Here is an 18,048-nt window from a genome sequence, read left to right as displayed (position 1 = left end):
CGCACACCGGTGACCCTCTGACGAGCCCCCACACCGTTGGAGACGCCCGTGACCCTCGCCGCAGCCCATGTGAACACCGGCGACACCGCCTGGCTGCTCGCCGCGACCGCTCTCGTCCTGCTGATGACCCCGGGCCTGGCCCTGTTCTACGGCGGCATGGTCCGCACGAAGAGCGTCCTCAACATGCTGATGATGAGCTTCGTGTCGATCGCCCTGGTCACGGTGGTGTGGCTGGTCGCCGGCTACTCGCTGGCCTTCGGCGACGACGCCTTCGGCGGGCTCATCGGCGATCTGCAGCACTCCGGCATGAGCGGCCTCGGCCCGGACAGCGTCCACGGCTCGGTCCCGACCCTCCTGTTCGCGACCTTCCAGCTGACCTTCGCGATCATCACGGCCGCGCTGATCAGCGGCGCCGTGGCCGACCGGACGAAATTCTCGGCCTGGCTGGTCTTCGTACCGGTCTGGACCCTGCTCGTATACGTTCCCGTGACGCACTGGGTGTGGGGCCCGGGCGGCTGGATCGTGGACGAGCTCGGCGCCCTCGACTTCGCCGGCGGCCTCCCGGTCGAGATCACCTCCGGTGCCTCGGGACTGGCCCTGTGCCTGGTCCTCGGGCCGCGGCTCGGCTTCAAGAAGGACGCCATGCGGCCGCACAACCTGCCCATGGTGATCCTCGGCGCCGGTCTGCTCTGGTTCGGCTGGTTCGGTTTCAACGCGGGCTCCGCGCTCGGCGCGAACGGCCTCGCCGCCGCCGCCTTCCTCAACACCCTCGCCGCGGGCTGCACCGGCCTGCTCGGCTGGCTCTTCGTCGAGCAGAAGCGCGACGGCCACCCGACCACCCTGGGCGCGGCCTCCGGCGCCGTGGCCGGCCTGGTCGCGATCACCCCGTCCTGCGGCACGGTCTCCCTGCTCGGCGCGCTGGTCGTGGGCCTGGCCGCCGGTGTCGTCTGCTCCTACGCGGTGAGCTGGAAGTTCAAGCTGAACTACGACGACTCCCTCGACGTCGTCGGCGTCCACCTGGTCGGCGGCATCATCGGCACCCTGCTGATCGGGCTGTTCGCGGAGAAGGCGATGACCGGCGGCACGGAGGGGCTCCTCTACGGCGGCGGTCTCGCCCCGCTGGGCAGGCAGCTCCTCGCCGTGGTGGTCGTGGCGGCGTACGCCTTCGCGGTGACGTACGGCCTCGGCAAGCTGATCGGCAAGGCGATGGGCTTCCGCGCGAGCGAGGAGCAGGAGCACACCGGCCTGGACCTTACGGTGCACGCCGAGACGGCCTACGATCACGGAGTCCTGGGCCATGGCGCCCCGGTCTCCCACTCCGTCGTCGCCGCCCAGCAGGCACCCACTCAGAAGGTCAAGACCCAGGCATGAAGCTCATCACCGCGATCGTCAAGCCGTACCGTCTGGACGAGGTCAAGACCGCCCTGCAGCAACTGGGCGTGCACGGTCTGACCGTGACCGAGGCGAGCGGCTACGGCCGGCAGCGCGGCCACACCGAGGTGTACCGGGGCGCCGAGTACCGGGTCGACCTGGTGCCGAAGGTGCGTATCGAGGTCGTGGTGGAGGACGCGGCGGCGGACGACGTGATCGACGCGATCGTCAGGGCCGCGCAGACGGGGAAGATCGGGGACGGGAAGGTGTGGGCCGTTCCGGTGGAGACGGTCGTGCGGGTGCGGACCGGCGAGCGCGGCCCCGACGCCCTCTGACCAACAGCACCCCGGTCGCCTCCCGGCCGGCCGTCATGAGCCGGTGGGACGGAACGGGGTCCAGGGGGCGGCCCCCCTGGTGCCTCAACCCGCGGGTACGGTCAGCTGAACGGTGCCGTCCGGAGAGGCGAGCAGCACAGGCGTCCCCGCGCCGCCGAGGTCGGCAACGGCGGCCAGGTCCTCGCCCGGCACCGCCTCGGCGTCACTCACCACCGCCGCCGCCTCCAAGGACCGCGCCCCCGAGGCCACGGCCATCGCCACCGCGGTCCGCAGCGCACTCAGCTTCAGCGAAGCGAGCTCCACCGACCCGGCGACGTACGTACGCCCCGTCTCGTCCCGTACGGCCGCCCCCTCGGGGACACCGTTGCGGGCCCGCGCGGAACGGGCCAGGGTGACGATCTTGCGGTCCTCGGGATCAAGCGCGCTGCTCTCGGTCATGCCCAGAGCATACGAAGCCGCGGCGGGTTCACCCCGCCACGGGGTACCCGGCACCCCGGCCGGCCCGGGGCGGCGCCGGAGTCAGGCCAGCGTCTGGACGATCTCGCTGCGCGCGGCCGTGTGCACCACACGGGCACGTGCGCCGTTCACCAGCGGGAGGTGGGGCGGGACGTGCCCGCACTCGACATCGGCGACGATCGGCACGCCCAGCGGACCGAGCGCGTCGAGGACGGCCTCGTACTGGGTGAGGGTGCGGCCGGCGGGGGCGCGCGTGCGGCCCACGAGGACGGCGGCCGCGCGGTCGAAGAACCCGGCCAGGCGCATGCCGTGCAGGTGGCGGCAGATGGAGAAGGCGTTGTCCTCGCAGGCCTCGACGTAGACGAGCAGCGGCTCGTCCCCGGCGAGGCGCGAGGTGTCCAGGTAGGGCGTCCCCGCGAGATGGCCGAGGGTCTCGATGCAGCCGCCGATCAGCCGCCCTTCGACCTCCACGTCACCGGTGCCGTCGAGCCGGGTCCAGGTGCCCTCGGCGTCCAGGGTGAGGTCGCGGATCCCGGGGTGCTGGGCCCAGTCGTCCCAGCCGCCGCACCGGTGCCGCCCCGGCGGTGTCTGCGAGAACGTCTCTCCTCGGGGCGCGGCCACGATGTCCAGCCAGGACTTCAGTCCCTCGGGCGTCCGGTACGGGGTGTCCATGAGGTTGTTGCCGTGGACGGTCGCGACCCCGGTGAGCAGGGTCAGCGGCGTGATGATCGTGGAGATGTCGGACCAGCCGACCATCCACGTCGGCTCGGCCCGCCCGATCCGCTCGAAGTCGAGCAACGGCAGCAGGTCGATCGCGGTCTCCCCGCCCCACGGAGGCACCACGGCCCGGATCGTGGGGTCGGTCAGCATGTCGGTCAGTTCGGCGGCGCGCTCGGCGGCCGGGGCGCTGAGGTGCGTGGAGCCGTCCATGCACCGGCCGACGACCACCTCGTACCCTCGCGCCTCGAGGTCGCCCAGCGCGACGTCGAGACGGCCTCGCAGCGTCTCGGCCACCCCGCTGGACGGGGAGGTCACACCGATTCGGTCACCGGGGCGCAGCGGGCGCGGGTATCGAACAGTCATGCGCCGGATTCTGACATGCGGTCAGCCGGCCCCGGGAAGAGGTTTACGGCCGGTCCAGCCGCAGCCGCTCCGCCCTCGGCAGCCCGGCGACGACAAGATCGTAGGAGTCCTCGATCAGCTCGCAAACCAGCCGGTCCGGCAGGCCGCCGTCGACGGTCACGGTGTTCCAGTGGCGCTTGTTCATGTGCCAGCCGGGGACGATCAGTCCCTCGTGCTCACCGCGCAGCCGGAGGGCGTCCTCCGGGTCGCACTTGAGGTTGACCCTCAGGGGCCGCGCGTCCAGGTCGGTCAGGGCGAACATCTTGCCCAGCACCTTGAAGACCGAGGTCTTCGCATCGAACGGGAAGTCCTCCACGGCCGCGTTGAAGGACAGGCAGCAGGCGCGCAGCTCCTGGGGGGTCACTCGGGCTCGTCCTCCTCGGCGACCGGCACGGGGACCGGTTCCACCAGGACCGTGACGATCTTGTTCCGCCGTCCGGCCGCGGCCTCCGCCGTCAGCTTCAGGCTGCGCCCGTCGGGCAGTTCGACCGGGGCGGACGCGCCGGCGATGGGGACCCGGCCGAGGGCCTTGGCGAGCAGTCCGCCGACGGTCTCCACGTCCTCGTCGTCGTACTCCTCCAGGCCGTACAGCTCGCCGAGGTCGGTGATGTCGAGGCGGGCGGTGACCCGGTACCGGTCGTCGCCGAGGTCCTCGACGGGCGGCAGTTCCCGGTCGTACTCGTCGGTGATCTCGCCGACGATCTCCTCCAGGATGTCCTCGATGGTGACGATCCCGGCGGTGCCGCCGTACTCGTCGATGACGACGGCGACGTGGTTGCGGTCCTTCTGCATCTCGCGCAGCAGGTCGCCGGCGTTCTTGGTGTCGGGTACGAAGACGGCCGGGCGCATGGCCGTGGACACCAGGTCGCCCTCCGCGTCCCGGCTGATGTGCGTCTTGCGGACCAGGTCCTTCAGGTACACGATCCCGACGATGTCGTCCTCGCTCTCACCGGTGACCGGGATCCGGGAGAACCCGGAACGCAGGGCGAGGGTGAGGGCCTGCCGGATGGTCTTGTACCGCTCGATGACGACCAGGTCGGTGCGCGGGACCATGACCTCGCGGACGAGGGTGTCGCCCAGCTCGAAGACCGAGTGCACCATCCGGCGCTCGTCGTCCTCGATCAGGGACTCCTTCTCGGCGAGGTCGACCAGGGCGCGCAGCTCCGCCTCGGAGGCGAAGGGGCCGCGCCGGAAGCCCTTGCCCGGGGTGAGGGCGTTGCCGATCAGGATGAGCAGGGACGGGATGGGCCCCATGATCCGGGCGAGCGGCAGCAGCACGTACGCCGCCGCGGTCGCGGTGTTCAGCGGGTGCTGGCGGCCGATGGTGCGCGGGGAGACGCCGACGGCGACGTACGACACCAGGACCATCACGCCGATGGCGACGAGCAGGGCCTCCCAGGTGGCCTCGAACTGCTGCAGGCAGGCATAGGTCACCAGGGCCGCGGCAGCCATCTCGCAGGCGACACGGACCAGCAGGGCCACGTTGAGGTAGCGGGTGGGGTCGGCGGCGATCTGGGCGAGCCTGCCGCTGCCGCGCCGGCCGGACTTGACGGCCTCCTCGGCGCGGAAGCTGGAGACCCGGGCCAGGCCCGCCTCCGCGCAGGCGGCGAGCCAGGCGACGACGACCAGCGCGATCGCCCCGACCACGATCTGCGGAGACATACGGCCCGCTTACGAGACGGTCGGCGCCGGGGACGGCCCGGTCAGGCCGCGCTCGGCCCGCCACCCGTCCACGATGGCGGCCTGGAGCCCGAACATCTCGGCCTTCTCGTCGGGCTCCTCGTGGTCGTACCCGAGCAGGTGCAGCACGCCGTGGACGGTGAGCAATTGCAGCTCCTCGTCCATGGAGTGCTGCGTCGGCGCCTCCGCGCCCTGCTTGGCGGCGACCTCCGGGCACAGCACGATGTCGCCGAGCAGCCCCTGCGGCGGCTCGTCGTCGTCCTTCGTGGGCGGTCGCAGCTCGTCCATCGGGAACGACATGACATCGGTGGGCCCGGGCAGGTCCATCCACTGGATGTGCAGCTGCTCCATGGCGTCGGCGTCCACGACGATCACCGAGAGCTCGGAGAGCGGGTGGATGCGCATCCGCGCGAGCGCGTAGCGGGCGACGTCGAGGATCGCCTGCTCGTCTACCTCGGTGCCGGACTCGTTGTTGACGTCGATCGACATGGTCGTGCTGGTCTACTTCCCCTTGGCCTTGGCGCCGGGCTTGCCACGGCCGCCCTTGGGTGCGCCGTTCTCGGTGCCGTACTTGCTGTCGTACTGCTCGTACGCGTCGACGATACGGCCCACCAGCTTGTGCCGTACGACATCCTGGGACGACAGCCGGGAGAAGTGGACGTCCTCGACGCCCTCCAGGATCTCCTGCACCTGCCTGAGACCGGACTTCTGCCCGTTGGGCAGGTCCACCTGGGTCACGTCACCCGTGATCACGATCTTCGAGTCGAAGCCGAGGCGGGTGAGGAACATCTTCATCTGTTCGGGGCTGGTGTTCTGGGCCTCGTCCAGGATGATGAAGGCGTCGTTGAGCGTGCGGCCGCGCATGTACGCGAGCGGCGCGACCTCGATCGTCCCGGCGGCCATCAGCCGCGGGATCGAGTCCGGGTCGAGCATGTCGTGCAGCGCGTCGTACAGCGGGCGCAGGTAGGGGTCGATCTTCTCGTAGAGCGTGCCGGGCAGGAAGCCGAGCCGCTCGCCGGCCTCGACCGCCGGACGGGTCAGGATGATCCGGTTGACCTGCTTGGACTGCAGGGCCTGCACGGCCTTGGCCATGGCCAGGTAGGTCTTGCCGGTACCGGCGGGGCCGATGCCGAAGACGATCGTGTGCTTGTCGATCGCGTCGACGTACCGCTTCTGGTTGAGGGTCTTGGGGCGGATCGTGCGGCCGCGCGAGGACAGGATGTTCTGCGTCAGCACCTGGGCCGGGGTCTCCGGGCCGTCGCTCGTCCCGTTCTCGCTCGCCTTGAGCATCGCGATCGAGCGTTCCACTGCGTCCTCCGTCATCGGCTGCCCGGTGCGGAGCACCAGCATCATCTCGTCGAACACACGCGCGATGAGGGCGACGTCCACGGGGTCGCCGACCGCGCTGATCTCATTGCCCCGGACATGGATGTCGGCTGCCGGGAAGGCCTTCTCGATCACACGCAGGAGGGAGTCGCCGGAACCCAGCACGGTCACCATGGGGTGTTGGGCGGGGACGGTGAACTGCGCTCTCGCCTGCTCCTGCGCGGGGGTGTGAGCTGTGGGTGTCTCTGTCATGGGCCGGCGCTTAAGGCCTGCGCTTCCTCCTCGTCACGGCCGCATAGCTGAGGGCGGCCTCGCGCTTCCAGGGTACGACGGGGGGCTGACAAGCCTGTAGGAGTTTTCGCCGGGCAGCCGCTCGTGCGCTTCTCCACCGCGCTCAGCCGGACCGGCGGAACCCGATGGTCGGCACGGCCCGCCGCAACGGCCACGGCCGGTCCAGCACCTCCGGCACCAGCCCGTCGAGGAACGCGTACCTCTGCAACGCCCTCGGTTCCTGCCCGGGCAGGGACTGCACCCGCCGCCACCAGGCCCCGATCTCCGACCACCCCGGCGCGGAGAGCGAGCCCCCGAACTCCTGGACCGACAGCGCCGCGGTGAGCCCCGCGAAGGCCAGCCGGTCGGCCAGCGGCCACCCCGCCAGGGAGCCCGTCACGAACCCGGCGACGAACACGTCCCCCGCCCCCGTCGGATCCAGCGCCTCCACGGCGATCGCCGGCACCTCCGCGGCCTCCCCCGTGCGCCGGTCCACCGCGTAGGCCCCCTCGGAGCCGAGGGTCACCACGGCCACCGGCACGTACTCGGTCAAGGCATGCGCGGCGAGCCGCGGACAGTCGGTGCCGGTGTACCGCTTCGCCTCCTCCGCGTTCGGCAGGAACGCCTCGCAGTGCTCCAGGTCGGCGAGGCCGGACAGGTCCCACGCGCCGGTCTCGTCCCAGCCCACGTCGGCGAAGATCCGGGTGCCCGCGCGCGCGGCCTGGGCGATCCACGGCGCCCGGCGCCCCGGCGTGAGGGAGGCGACGGCCGCGCGTGCCCGGGGCGGGAAGTCCGGCGCCGGCTCCTCGGGGGGCGGCTCGTGCCCGTGGGACACCATGGTGCGCTCGCCCTCGTACGCCATGGAGACGGTCACCGGGGAGTGCCAGCCGGGCACGGTCCGCGAGGGCGACAGGTCGATGCCCTCGCCCTGGGCGAGCGCGTCCCAGCAGTAGTCGCCGTAGTGGTCGTCGCCGAAGGCGGCGGCGAGGGAGGTCTTCAGGCCGAGGCGGGCGAGGGCGGCCGCCATGTTGGCGACGCCGCCGGGGCTGGAGCCCATCCCCCGGGCCCAGGACTCGGTGCCGCGCACGGGCGCCGAGTCCAGGCCGGTGAAGATGATGTCGAGGAAGACCGTGCCCGTGAGGTAGACGTCCCAGGGCGGGTCGCCGGGGGCGCGCAAGCCGGCGAGCGGGTCGACCTGGGCCTGACAGCGCGCGGCCTGCGTGAGGTGTTCCGGTTCCTCTCCGGCGATCGTGTGCGACGGGGTCACGGTGCGCTCCCTGACGTGGTGCGGTTCTGGCCAGTGTGCACCAGGTCACCCACCGGAATCGCCCGTGCCACCCGTCACCAGCGGGGCATCACCGGTGTCCGCCACCCCGGTTCGGCCGCCCGCATCGCCGCCGCGTCGTCGCGGTCCCGCAGCGAGCCGTCGTCCTCGGCCCAACGCCGGTGCAGCCGGGCCAGTTCGTCCCGGTCGAGGGCGACGCCGAGGCCGGGGGCGTCGGAGACGGCGACCCGGCCCTCGGTGAAGGCGAGCCGCTCGGTGAGGACGTCCTCCGACTGCCAGGGGTAGTGGGAGTCGCAGGCGTGGTGGAGGTTCGGCACGGTCGACGCCACGTGGGTCATGGCGGCGAGGCTGATGCCGAGGTGGGTGTTGGAGTGCATGGACACCCCGACCCCGAAGGCGGCGCAGAGCGCGGCGAGGTGCTGGGTGTTGCGCAGCCCGCCCCAGTAGTGGTGGTCGGAGAGCACGACCTGGACGGCGTCCTTGGTGAAGGCCTCCTTGATCTCGCCGAAGGTGGTCACGCACATGTTGGTGGCGAGGGGGACGTGCGTGCCCGCGGACACCTCGGCCATGGCGGGCGTGCCCAGCGTCGGGTCCTCCAGGTACTCCAGGAGGTCCCCGAGTTCCTTCGCCACCTTCAGCGAGGTGGCGACCGACCACGCGCCGTTGGGGTCGAGCCGCAGCGGGTGCCCGCGGAAGGCGTCGGCGAGGGCGCGTACGGCGGCGATCTCCTCGTCGGGCGGGAAGACACCGCCCTTGAGCTTGAACGAGCCGAACCCGTGCCGCCGCTGCAACTCCCGTGCCTGCGCGACGACTCCCGCCGGGTCGAGGGCGGCGCCCCACTCGTCCGGCTCGGCCGCAGCGCCCGCCGGGTGCCGGGCCCACTTGTAGAAGAGGTAGGCGCTGTACTCGACGGCGTCGCGGACCTTGCCGCCGAGCAGCGCGTGCACCGGCACCCCGAACGCCTTGCCCTGGGCGTCCAGACAGGCGACCTCGAAGGCGGACAGCACCGACAGTCGCAGTTTGTCGGCGCTCTGCACCCCGCGCAGCCCGCCGGCGTCCACGGCGCCCCTGACCCGCGACTCGTCGACGTCGAGGTCCATCGCGAACAAGGCGTTCACGTCCATGACCGACCGGCCCGGGAGTCGCTCGGCCAGCGGGCGGGCCAGTTCCAGGTACTTGGTGTCGCCGTACGTCTCGCCGAGCCCGGTGATGCCCTCGGCCGTGACGATCTCCACGATCAGCCGGGGGGTGTACGGCTGGTGCACGCCCTGGGTGTTGAGCAGCGGCGGGTCGGCGACCAGGATCGGTGTCAGCCGCACCTCGGTGATGGTCAGGTCACGGGTCACAGGGAGGCTCCTACGAGGTCGAGTCCGGCGGTGAGCAGGGCCTTGAGGTCGGCGAGGTCGGCGGGCGAGGGTTCGGTGAGCGGGGCGCGTACGGGGCCGACCCGCTGCCCCCGCAGCCGGGCCGCGGCCTTCACCAGGGACACGGCGTAGCCGGGTGCGCGGTCGCGGAGTTCGACGAAGGGGACGTAGAACGCGCGCAGCAGCTTGTCCGCGGTGCCGTGGTCGTCGTCTTGGAGCGCGGTGAAGAAGGCGCCGGCGATCTCGGGGGCGAAGGCGTGCACGGCGGAGGAGTAGGCGGGGACGCCGACGGTGGCGTAGGCGCGGGCCTGGATCTCGGCGGTGGCGGCGCCGTTGAAGAAGAGGAAGCCGTCGGGTGCGGCGAGGGTGAGGCGCTGGAGCCGGTCGAGGTCACTGTGGCCGTCCTTGAGGCCGATGACGTTCGGGATGCGCGCGATGCGCCGCAACGAATCCACCGTATAGGCGACTTGGCCCCGCTGGTAGGCGATCAGCGGCAGCCGGGTGCGGGCGGCGAGCCGCTCCAGCTGGGCGGCCAGGCCGTCCTGCGGGGCGTCGACGAGGTAGTGCGGCAGGACGAGCAGGGCGTCGGCGCCGGCCTCCTCGGCGATCCGTGCGAACCGGGCGGCCTGCGCCCAGCCGTACCCGGTACCGGCCACGACCGGCACCCGCCCGGCCGCCTCCGCCACGGTGGTGCCCACGACCGTCCGGTACTCCTCCTCGTCCAGCGAGAAGAACTCCCCGGTGCCGCACGCCGGGAAGACGGCACCGGGACCGGCGGCGAGCCGGTGGGCCACGTGGGCGCGGAAGCCGTCGGGGTCGAGGGTGCCGTCGTCATGGAAGGCGGTGAGCGGGAAGGACAGCACGCCGCGCGCCATCCCCTCCCGCAGTCGCCGCGCCACGTCCTGCGGAGCCGGGTCGCCGCCCACCTGACATCTCCCCTTATGAATGCCGTCTACGTATGAGAACAGAGGCTAGATACACGAACACGGGGGCGTCAATGGGAGGGCAAACGAAAGAGCCCCACCCCGCACACAGCGGGATGGGGCTCGTCTGGAGCGCCGGGCAGGCCTTGCACCTGCATCTCCCCGCAGGAAGCGGGGCGTCTTTCCTTGGACCACCAACGCACGGTCTGGCACCGGGACTTCCGGTCACCGCGACGTGATCAACTATAGCGCACGCCCGGAGGAGCCGACGAACGGCCAGACAAGCGACGGCTTTTACCCCCGTCAGCCGTCGGCAAACCGACAGTGACCCGGATCACTGGCCCCCACCTTCTACTCGAACCGCGTGCTTGATACAACTTGCTCGCGCGTTCCTGTCCGTCGACGGTCGTCGCCCCTCCCCCTCTTCCGGCTCGTCCGAGCCGCTCCTTCCGCCTGCCCTGGGAACGCCCGTGTCCGCCGCCCGCACCCTGCCCTGGCCCCTCGTCGCCCTTTTCACGGCCGGCTATCTCGCCCCCTACCTGCTGCCGACCACCGTCGGCAGACTCGACAGCGGGCTTCCGCTCACCGCCACCGAGGCCGGGGCCATCGGCAGTGCCCTGCTGCTGAGTTCGGCGACGGCGGGCTTCCTGCTGGCGGCCCGGGTGGACCGGATCGGCCCCCGCACGCTCGCCCGCGCCGGCCTCGCCCTCGCCTTCCTCGGCTACGGCGGCGCCGCCCTCACCGGGTCCGTCCCGGCCGTCGTCGCGGGCGCACTGGCCGGCGGCTTCGGGTCCGGCACGGTCACGGCGGTCGCCGCGAGCGGCATCGCCGCGCAGCGCGACCCGCACCGCGTCACCACGCTCGGCCTGCTCGGCGTATCCGCCCTCGCCGGCATCCTCTATCTGACGATCCCCCGCCTCGGCCCGGGCCACGGCCTCCCGCCGGCCGCCATCGCGCTGACCGCGCTCGCCGTCTGGCCGCTCACCGGCCGCCTGCCCGGCCGCACGGCCCCGGCCCACCGCCGCGCCGAGCACCTCGGCCGGCTCCCCCGTCTCCGCGCCGGCCTGCTGCTGGCCGCCGCCATGCCCTGCTGGTCCCTCGCCCAGAACGCCCTCTGGGGCGTCAGCGGCCGCATCGGCCTCGACCAGGCCCATCTCGGCGAGGTCACCGTCGGGGCGGTCTTCGCGGTCGCGCTCGGCGCCGGGCTGCTCGGCGTGCTGGGCGCGGGCGCGCTCGGCCCCCGGCTGGGCCGGGCGGTACCCATCGGCGCCGGTACGGCACTCATCGCCGGCTGCATCGCGCTCAGCGCGTCGGCGAGGGACCTGCCGGCGTTCGCGGCGGGCGAGATCTCCTGGAACCTGCTGTACCCGGTGGTGCTGTCGTACGTCATCGGCCTGGCCGCCTCCCTGGACCCGCGGGGCCGCTGGGCGGTGCTGGTCGGCTCGGCGTCGTCGCTGGGCACGGCGGCGGGCCCGCTGACCGGGAGCGTGCTGGCCGGGTGGGCGGGGTTCCCGGTGATGGGCCTGCTCCTCGGCGCCGGACTGCTCCTGATCGCCGTGCCGATGACGGCGGTGGCGCTGCGCACGGGCAGGCGTCCGCTGCCGGTCGTGGAACTCCCGGTGGAGACGCCCGCCGTGCCCGCCCAGCGGGCCTACGACACCGCTTCTGCGAACTCGTACGCCTCGACCTCGGCGAGGTAACGGGCGCGCCGCTCCTCGTCGTCCTCCAGGAAGGAGGCGAGGAAGGAGTTGCGGGCCAGCTCGCGCAGCCGGTCCTCCCCCAGGCCCAGCGCCGCGCGCACCGCCTCGAAGTTGTCGCCCGCGTACCCGCCGAAGTAGGCGGGGTCGTCGGAGTTGACCGTGCACAGCAGGCCGGCGTCGAGCATGGCCGGCAGCGGGTGGTCGGCCAGGGTGTCCACGGTGCGCAGCCGGACGTTGGACAGCGGGCACAAGGTGAGCGGGACGCGGTCCCGGACCAGCCGCTCGACCAGGGCCGGGTCCTCCATGCAGCGCAGGCCGTGGTCGACGCGCTCCACACCGAGCACGTCGAGCGCCTCGGTGATGTACTCCGGCGGCCCCTCCTCACCGGCGTGCGCGACGCGGCGCAGCCCCAGCGCGGCGGCGGCCTCGTACACCCGGCGGAACTTCACCGGCGGATGCCCGACCTCGGCGGAGTCCAGGCCGACCCCGGTGATCCGGTCCAGGTACGGCTCGGCCGCCTCCAGGGTCCGCAGCGCCGACTCGGCGGACTCGTCGCGCAGGAAGCACAGGATGAGCCGGGTGGAGATCCCGTGGTTGTCCTCGCTGCGGCCGAGCGCCCGCCACAGCCCCTCCACGACCGTGCCCATGGACACGCCCCGGGCGAGGTGGGCCTGCGGGTCGAAGAAGATCTCCGCGTGCCGCACGCCCTGCGCGGCGGCCCGGGCGAGGTAGGCGTCCGCCAGGTCCGCGAAGTCCCGCTCGGTACGCAGGACGGCCATCAGCTCGTAGTACAGGTTCAGGAAGGACTGGAGGTCCTCGAACCGGTACGCCTCGCGCAGTTCGTCCGTGTCGGCGTAGGGCAGCTCGACGCCGTTGCGGGCGGCCAGCTCGAACGCCAGCTCAGGCTCCAGCGTGCCTTCGATATGGAGGTGCAGTTCTGCTTTCGGGAGGGGCATCAAAGCATCGTACGGGTGATTTACCGCCGTTTCGGAACCGGTACCCGCAGCAGGTCGTGGGCCACGGTCAGCTCCCCCTCGAACCCCGCCGCCCGTGCCTGCCGCTCGAACTCCCCGGGGTCGGAGTAGCGCTGGCTGAAGTGGGTGAGGACCAGGTGCCGTACGCCCGCGTCCCGGGCCACCGCGGCGGCCTGGCCCGCCGTCAGGTGCCCGTGGTCCACGGCCAGTGCGGCGTCCTCGTCGAGGAAGGTGGACTCGATGACGAGCAGGTCGCAGCCCTCGGCGAGCGCGTGCACCCCGTCGCACAGCCGGGTGTCCATGACGAACCCGAACCGCTGCCCGCGCCGGACCTCGCTGACCTCCTCCAGCCGCACGTCCCCGAGCCGGCCCTCGCGCTGGAGGAGTCCCACGTCCGGGCCCTTGATCCCGTGCGCGGCGAGGCGGTCGGGCAGCATGCGGCGGCCGTCGGGTTCGGTCAGGCGGTAGCCGTAGGACTCGACCGGGTGGGACAGCTTGCGGGCTTCCAGGGTGTACGAGCCGGTCACCGCGAGGGTGCCGTCGGCGGCGACCGGGGCCTCGGTGAGGCGGACCGTCTCCCGGTAGGCCGTGGCATAGCGCAGCCGGTCGAAGAAGCGTTGCCCGGAGCGCGGGTAGTGCGCGGTGACCTCGTGCGGGACCTGGTCGAGGTTGATCCGCTGGATGACCCCGGCGAGGCCCAGGGAGTGGTCGCCGTGGAAGTGCGTGACGCACAGCCGGTTCAGGTCGTGCGCGGCGACCCCGGCGCGCAGCATCTGCCGCTGCGTGCCCTCGCCGGGGTCGAACAGGATGCCCTCGCCGTCCCACCGCAGCAGGTAGCCGTTGTGGTTGCGGTGCCGGGTCGGGACCTGGCTGGCGGTGCCGAGGACCACCAGTTCACGGACGGACATGGCGCCTTACCCGGGGGGCCATTCCAGGCCACGGCCGCCGAGGATGTGCGCGTGGGCGTGCCAGACGGTCTGGCCGGCGCCGCTGCCGGTGTTGAAGACGGTGCGGTAGCTCTCGAGTTTTTCCTCGTCCGCCACGGCCTGGGTGGCGGCGAGGACGTCGGCGGCGAGTTCCGGCGCACCGGCCGCCAGCGCGGCGGCGTTCTCGTAGTGAGCCTTCGGGATCACCAGGATGTGGGTGGGAGCCTGGGGGTTTATGTCACGGAAGGCCACGGTTGTCTCGGTTTCGCGGACGATCGTGGCCGGGACCTCTCCCGCCACGATCTTGCAGAACAGGCAGTCGCTCTGCGGTTCGCCGGCCATGCGTGTGCCTCCTCACGCTGGTGATCGATACCGGTGCATCGTAGTCGTTCGTCCGCGGGCCGGTGGGGGTTGATCGCGCAGTTCCCCGCCCCTCAGGTCGGCAGGCCGGGCGGGGTTCGCGCGGGCCGTTCCTCCAGTGCCTCCAGTGCGAGCCGGACGGCCGCGTCCAACTGGGCATCCGTGGCGGAGGCCCAGTCCTGCGGCCTCTGTACGACCTCCACGTCCGGGTCCACCCCGTGGTTCTCGACGTCCCACCCGACGCCCTCCAGCCAGATCGCGTACTTGGGCTGGGTGACCAGGGTGCCGTCGACCAGGTGGTAGCGGCTGTCGATCCCGATGACACCGCCCCAGGTGCGGGTGCCGACGACCGGGCCGATACCGAGGGCCTTGATGGCCGCGTTGACGATGTCGCCGTCGGAGCCGGAGAACTCGTTGGCGACGGCGACGACGGGGCCGCGGGGCGCGTCGAGCGGGTAGCTGGTGGGACGCATGCCACGGGCCAGGTCCCAGCCGATGATCCGGCGGGCCAGCTTCTCCACCACGAGCTGGGAGGTGTGGCCGCCGCGGTTCTCGCGGACGTCGACCACGAGCCCCTCCCGGGCGACCTCCACGCGCAGGTCGCGGTGGATCTGCGCCCAGCCGGGGGCCTGCATGTCGGGGACGTGGAGGTAGCCGAGCCGGCCGGCGGAGGCCGCGTGGACATGGGCGCGGCGGTCGGCGACCCAGGCGTGGTAGCGCAGCGGTTCCTCGTCGGCGACGGGCACGACGACCGTGTGGCGCGGCTCGCCGCCGCCCGCCGGGGAGACGGTCAGCTCGACGGGGTGGCCGGCCGTGCCGACGAGGAGCGGGCCGGGGCCGGTCACCGGGTCGACGGGGTGCCCGGCGACGGCGACGATCGCGTCGCCGGGGCGTACGGCGACGCCGGGGGCGGCGAGCGGGGAGCGGGCGTCCGGGTCGGAGGTCTCCGCGGGCAGGATGCGGTCGATGCGCCAGCTGCCGTCCTCGTGGCGGGAGATGTCGGCACCGAGCAGACCGTGCCGGGCGCCACCGCCTCGGCCGCCGCGCGGGCTGACGTAGGCGTGCGAGGTGCCGAGTTCGCCCTGCACCTCCCACAGCAGGTCGACCAGGTCGCTGTGGGTGGCGAGCCGGGCCAGCAGCGGCCGGTAGCGGGCGAGGACACCGTCCCAGTCGACGCCGCCGAGGTCGGGCCGCCAGAAGTGGTCGCGCATGAGGCGGCCGGTCTCCTCGTACATCTGCCGCCATTCGGCGGCCGGGTCGACGGTCTGCCGGACCCGGGCCAGGTCGACGGTGACGCTGGTGTCGCCGTCGTCGTCGCTGCCGGTACGGCGGTCGCTGGGGACGACCCGCAGCCGGCCGTCGCTCCACAGCAGGACGCGTTTGCCGTCGCCGCTGACCTCGAAGTGGTCGACGTCGGAGGCCAGGTGCTCCAGGCGGCGCTGGGCCAGGTCGTAGCGCTCCAGCTCGGTGTGCGGGTCGGGGTCCTCGGGGTGGGCGCGGGAGGCGCCGAGGACGCCCTGCACCGGGTGGCGCAGCCAGAGGACGCCGTCCTTGGCGGCCCGCAGGGCGGAGTAGCGGCCGGCCTCGACCGGGAAGGGCACGATCCGGTCGGCGAGGCCTTCGAGGTCGATGCGGGTGGCGGGGGTGCCCTCGCTGTCGGGGGTCTCGTCCTTGTCGGGGGTCTCGAAGGGGCGGCCGTGCCGCTGCGGGCCGAACGGGGACGGGGTGAGGGCGGCCAGCGTGATCAGGTGCGGCCGGGCGCCGACCACGAACGCGAGGTCGAAGACGTGCTCGTCGTAGACCGGGTCGAAGGCGCGGTTGGAGAGGAAGGCGAGGTGTCTGCCGTCGAGGGTGAAGGCGGGCGCGTAGTCCTGGAAGCGCAGCGGGGTCGCCTCGGTGACCGACAGGTCGGTGGTGTGGGCGATCCGCAGCTGGGACAGCGGGCGTGGGCCGGGGTGGGCCCAGGCCAGCCAGGCGGAGTCGGGGGAGAAGGCGAGCCCGGATACCTCGCCGTCGTCGCTGCGGTCGACCTCGCGGACCTCGCCGGTCTCCCGCTCGACGAGCAGCAGCCGTCCGTCGTGCGCGGCGACGGCCACCCGGCTGCCGTCGGGTGACACGGCCAGCTCCAGGACCCGGCCGAGCTGCCCGGCGGCGAGCCGGCGGGGCGGGGCGCCGGGCACGGTACCGGTGGCGGGGGCGAACTCCAGGGCGTCGTCGCCCTCCGCGTCCGTCACCCACACCGCCCACTCCTCGCCCTCGGCGCGGAAGGTGCGGGGCATCCGGGCGCGGACGCCGGGGGTGGCTGCCAGGGCGCGGGCGGGACCGGAGCGGTGGGTGACCCAGTGGACGCCGCCGCGCACGCAGACGGCGCTGCCCCGGGCGGTGTGGTCGGGGGATGCCTCCCCGAACCAGCGGGAGGCGTTCACCGGATACGGCCGCAGGTCCACGCGGGGTCCGCCGAGCCGTACCTCCAGCCGGCGCGGCTCGGCTCCCTCCAGGTCGTCCAGCAGCCAGAGTTCACCGGCACAGTTGTAGACGACCCGGTTGCCGTCTCCGGCCGCGTGCCGGGCGTAGAAGCCGCCGAGGGGCGTGTGCCGGCGCAGGTCGGAACCGTCGGCGAGGGAGGAGTACAGCGCACCCGTGCCCTCGTGGTCGGAGAGGAACGCGATCCGGTCCCCCACCCACACCGGGCACTCGATGTTCCCGTCGATCTCCTCGTGCAGCCGCACGAAATCGCCGGCGCCCTCGTCGCCCGCGGCGGCACGGTCGATCCACAGCTTGCCCGCCGTGCCGCCGCGGTAGCGCTTCCAGTAGGCGGCCTCGCGGCCCATCGGCGCGGACAGCAGCACGGTGGCCGGCCCGGACGCCACATCGCCGACCGGTCCGTACGGGAGGGTCTCGGCCGGTCCGCCGTCCAGCGGGACGGCGTGCGCCCAACTGTGGCGGAAGCTGGGCCGGCCCTGCGCGCCGAGCGCGAGCACCCGCCCGTCGGTGGTCCAACCGCACACCTGCGTACGGACGTTGCCCCAGTACGTCAGCCGCTCGGCGGGGCCCCCGTCGAGGGGGGCGACATGCACCTCGGGCGCCCCGTCCCGGGTGGAGGTCCAGGCGAGGTGCCGCCCGTCCGGCGAGATCCGGGGGCGGGTCACCGGCATGTTGTCGGCGCTGACCCGCCAGGCGCGGCCGCCGTCGAGGGGCGCGAGCCAGACGTCGTCCTCGGCGACGAACGTCACCAAGTCGCCGCGCAGATGGGGAAATCGGAGGTAGGCGGAGGATTCCGTGGTTCCCGTCGAAGCACCCTGAGTCACCCCGTCACTGTACGCAGCGGCCGGTGCGCCCCGCTCCCGGTTCCGATCACTTGCCCTCGACGGGCCGGCAGGTGGGGTAGCGCTCGCACCAGACGGTCTGGGTGACGGTGACCGTGACGGTGGGCCGCGGCTGCCCCCCGGTGGGCGGGCGGTAGGTCGGTCCGGGCGTGGCGTCGCAGTCGCCGAGCCCGGTCACGTGGAACACCTGCCTGCCGCCGACCTCGGCCGTCAGGTCACCGCGCACGCAGGCGCCGTCGACCGCCTTGGTCACCTTGCCGGTGACGGTGATCCTCCGCCCGTCCTCGGTCTCGCCCCGGCAGTCGACGGAGACGACGGTGGACTCGGTCGGCGAGGGGTTCCTGTCCGCCGTGCCGCCGGTGCGGTAGTCGCCGGTGCAGGTGAGCCAACGCACGTCCACGTGCTGCCGTTCGAGCCGGGCGGTGGCGGTCGTGTCGGTGGTGTAGGCGGCGGTCACGGTGCTGAGATCGCCCGGCCGGCAGGCCACCATGACACCACCGGCCGTCACGACCAGGCCCGCGACGGCCACCGCCCGCGTCCCGCGCGGCCCGCGCCGCATCAGTCTCCATGCCCCCATGAAGGGCAGCGTGCCACCGGAACGGGCGGGGCGAAAGGCCGCATACGGTCACT

17 protein-coding genes are annotated in these 18,048 nt (G+C 72.8%); 3 read left to right on the top strand and 14 right to left on the bottom strand.

All coding sequences use genetic code 11. The features are described from left to right. Window positions 1-48 precede the first annotated feature (48 nt). Together ACGFRF_RS28835 and ACGFRF_RS28830 are read left to right on the top strand one after the other, a co-directional pair. Window positions 49-1,371: an ammonium transporter gene (locus tag ACGFRF_RS28835; RefSeq protein WP_393744802.1), complete on the top strand. Its 1,323-nt coding sequence runs from the start codon at window positions 49-51 to the stop codon at window positions 1,369-1,371. Further along, the gene (locus tag ACGFRF_RS28830) at window positions 1,368-1,706 is read left to right on the top strand and encodes a P-II family nitrogen regulator (RefSeq protein ID WP_393744800.1); all 339 of its coding nucleotides are present in this window, start codon (window positions 1,368-1,370) and stop codon (window positions 1,704-1,706) included. Before ACGFRF_RS28835 ends, ACGFRF_RS28830 begins: the two co-directional genes overlap by 4 nt. Window positions 1,707-1,790: 84 nt before the next feature. Here the strand turns inward: ACGFRF_RS28830 and ACGFRF_RS28825 are convergent, their stop codons facing one another. The 9 genes from ACGFRF_RS28825 to ACGFRF_RS28785 all read right to left on the bottom strand — a co-directional run bounded on the left by ACGFRF_RS28825 (window position 1,791) and on the right by ACGFRF_RS28785 (window position 10,084). Further along, on the bottom strand, window positions 1,791-2,144 hold the full coding sequence (locus ACGFRF_RS28825; RefSeq protein ID WP_393744799.1) for a cytidine deaminase: 354 nt from the start codon (window positions 2,142-2,144) through the stop codon (window positions 1,791-1,793). Between the two features lie 81 nt (window positions 2,145-2,225). Continuing rightward, window positions 2,226-3,245 carry a S66 peptidase family protein gene (locus ACGFRF_RS28820; protein WP_393744797.1) on the bottom strand — a complete coding sequence of 340 codons (1,020 nt, stop codon included), beginning with the start codon at window positions 3,243-3,245 and terminating at the stop codon, window positions 2,226-2,228. A gap of 43 nt (window positions 3,246-3,288) precedes the next feature. Continuing rightward, window positions 3,289-3,648 (bottom strand): MmcQ/YjbR family DNA-binding protein, encoded by a 360-nt coding sequence (locus tag ACGFRF_RS28815; RefSeq protein ID WP_393744795.1) that lies wholly within the window; start codon window positions 3,646-3,648, stop codon window positions 3,289-3,291. Next, window positions 3,645-4,946 carry a hemolysin family protein gene (locus tag ACGFRF_RS28810; protein ID WP_393744793.1) on the bottom strand — a complete coding sequence of 434 codons (1,302 nt, stop codon included), beginning with the start codon at window positions 4,944-4,946 and terminating at the stop codon, window positions 3,645-3,647. The genes ACGFRF_RS28815 and ACGFRF_RS28810 overlap by 4 nt, the downstream gene beginning before the upstream one ends. Before the next feature lie 9 nt (window positions 4,947-4,955). Further along, complete coding sequence (gene ybeY / locus ACGFRF_RS28805) at window positions 4,956-5,453, bottom strand: rRNA maturation RNase YbeY (protein ID WP_393744791.1); 498 nt, start codon at window positions 5,451-5,453, stop codon at window positions 4,956-4,958. Window positions 5,454-5,465: 12 nt separating this feature from the next. Continuing rightward, the gene (locus ACGFRF_RS28800; protein ID WP_393744789.1) at window positions 5,466-6,542 is read right to left on the bottom strand and encodes a PhoH family protein; all 1,077 of its coding nucleotides are present in this window, start codon (window positions 6,540-6,542) and stop codon (window positions 5,466-5,468) included. A 142-nt stretch (window positions 6,543-6,684) separates the two neighbouring features. After that, entirely contained in the window at window positions 6,685-7,809 is a 1,125-nt protein-coding gene (locus tag ACGFRF_RS28795; RefSeq protein WP_393745122.1) for a carbohydrate kinase family protein, read from the bottom strand. A gap of 92 nt (window positions 7,810-7,901) precedes the next feature. Further along, the gene (locus ACGFRF_RS28790; RefSeq protein WP_393744787.1) at window positions 7,902-9,191 is read right to left on the bottom strand and encodes a glucarate dehydratase family protein; all 1,290 of its coding nucleotides are present in this window, start codon (window positions 9,189-9,191) and stop codon (window positions 7,902-7,904) included. Then, window positions 9,188-10,084 (bottom strand): 5-dehydro-4-deoxyglucarate dehydratase, encoded by an 897-nt coding sequence (locus tag ACGFRF_RS28785; protein WP_393745120.1) that lies wholly within the window; start codon window positions 10,082-10,084, stop codon window positions 9,188-9,190. Before ACGFRF_RS28785 ends, ACGFRF_RS28790 begins: the two co-directional genes overlap by 4 nt. A 518-nt stretch (window positions 10,085-10,602) precedes the next feature. Here ACGFRF_RS28785 and ACGFRF_RS28780 point away from each other — a divergent pair. Beyond that, window positions 10,603-11,832, top strand: coding sequence for an MFS transporter (locus ACGFRF_RS28780; protein WP_393744785.1), 1,230 nt, complete (start codon window positions 10,603-10,605; stop codon window positions 11,830-11,832). Here the strand turns inward: ACGFRF_RS28780 and ACGFRF_RS28775 are convergent. The 5 genes from ACGFRF_RS28775 to ACGFRF_RS28755 all read right to left on the bottom strand — a co-directional run bounded on the left by ACGFRF_RS28775 (window position 11,784) and on the right by ACGFRF_RS28755 (window position 17,995). Beyond that, window positions 11,784-12,788 (bottom strand): adenosine deaminase, encoded by a 1,005-nt coding sequence (locus ACGFRF_RS28775; RefSeq protein ID WP_393744783.1) that lies wholly within the window; start codon window positions 12,786-12,788, stop codon window positions 11,784-11,786. The two genes, ACGFRF_RS28780 and ACGFRF_RS28775, sit on opposite strands and share 49 nt — an antisense overlap. A gap of 20 nt (window positions 12,789-12,808) precedes the next feature. After that, a complete protein-coding gene (locus ACGFRF_RS28770) occupies window positions 12,809-13,714 on the bottom strand; it encodes a ribonuclease Z (RefSeq protein WP_393744781.1) in 906 nt (301 codons plus the stop codon). 6 nt (window positions 13,715-13,720) lie between these two features. Beyond that, complete coding sequence (locus ACGFRF_RS28765; RefSeq protein ID WP_393744779.1) at window positions 13,721-14,074, bottom strand: histidine triad nucleotide-binding protein; 354 nt, start codon at window positions 14,072-14,074, stop codon at window positions 13,721-13,723. 92 nt (window positions 14,075-14,166) lie between these two features. Further along, window positions 14,167-17,400 carry a S41 family peptidase gene (locus tag ACGFRF_RS28760; RefSeq protein WP_393744777.1) on the bottom strand — a complete coding sequence of 1,078 codons (3,234 nt, stop codon included), beginning with the start codon at window positions 17,398-17,400 and terminating at the stop codon, window positions 14,167-14,169. 46 nt (window positions 17,401-17,446) lie between these two features. Then, entirely contained in the window at window positions 17,447-17,995 is a 549-nt protein-coding gene (locus ACGFRF_RS28755; RefSeq protein ID WP_393744775.1) for a hypothetical protein, read from the bottom strand. Window positions 17,996-18,048 lie beyond the last annotated feature (53 nt).

Origin of the sequence: Streptomyces sp. NPDC048521, from assembly GCF_043199855.1 — a bacterium.
Taxonomy (GTDB): Bacteria; Actinomycetota; Actinomycetes; order Streptomycetales; family Streptomycetaceae; genus Streptomyces.
This window is presented reverse-complemented; position numbering and strand designations above follow the sequence as displayed.

What these genes read in the sequence shown, in the direction of transcription:
- ACGFRF_RS28775 (WP_393744783.1), bottom strand. Translation starts at nt 12,788, where the DNA reads ATGCCCCTCCCGAAAGCAGAACTGCACCTCCATATCGAAGGCACGCTG.
- ACGFRF_RS28755 (WP_393744775.1), bottom strand. Translation starts at nt 17,995, where the DNA reads ATGGGGGCATGGAGACTGATGCGGCGCGGGCCGCGCGGGACGCGGGCG.
- ACGFRF_RS28820 (WP_393744797.1), bottom strand. Translation starts at nt 3,245, where the DNA reads ATGACTGTTCGATACCCGCGCCCGCTGCGCCCCGGTGACCGAATCGGT.
- ACGFRF_RS28800 (WP_393744789.1), bottom strand. Translation starts at nt 6,542, where the DNA reads ATGACAGAGACACCCACAGCTCACACCCCCGCGCAGGAGCAGGCGAGA.
- ACGFRF_RS28830 (WP_393744800.1), top strand. Translation starts at nt 1,368, where the DNA reads ATGAAGCTCATCACCGCGATCGTCAAGCCGTACCGTCTGGACGAGGTC.
- ACGFRF_RS28770 (WP_393744781.1), bottom strand. Translation starts at nt 13,714, where the DNA reads ATGTCCGTCCGTGAACTGGTGGTCCTCGGCACCGCCAGCCAGGTCCCG.
- ACGFRF_RS28810 (WP_393744793.1), bottom strand. Translation starts at nt 4,946, where the DNA reads ATGTCTCCGCAGATCGTGGTCGGGGCGATCGCGCTGGTCGTCGTCGCC.
- ACGFRF_RS28765 (WP_393744779.1), bottom strand. Translation starts at nt 14,074, where the DNA reads ATGGCCGGCGAACCGCAGAGCGACTGCCTGTTCTGCAAGATCGTGGCG.
- ybeY (WP_393744791.1), bottom strand. Translation starts at nt 5,453, where the DNA reads ATGTCGATCGACGTCAACAACGAGTCCGGCACCGAGGTAGACGAGCAG.
- ACGFRF_RS28785 (WP_393745120.1), bottom strand. Translation starts at nt 10,084, where the DNA reads ATGGCGCGCGGCGTGCTGTCCTTCCCGCTCACCGCCTTCCATGACGAC.
- ACGFRF_RS28825 (WP_393744799.1), bottom strand. Translation starts at nt 2,144, where the DNA reads ATGACCGAGAGCAGCGCGCTTGATCCCGAGGACCGCAAGATCGTCACC.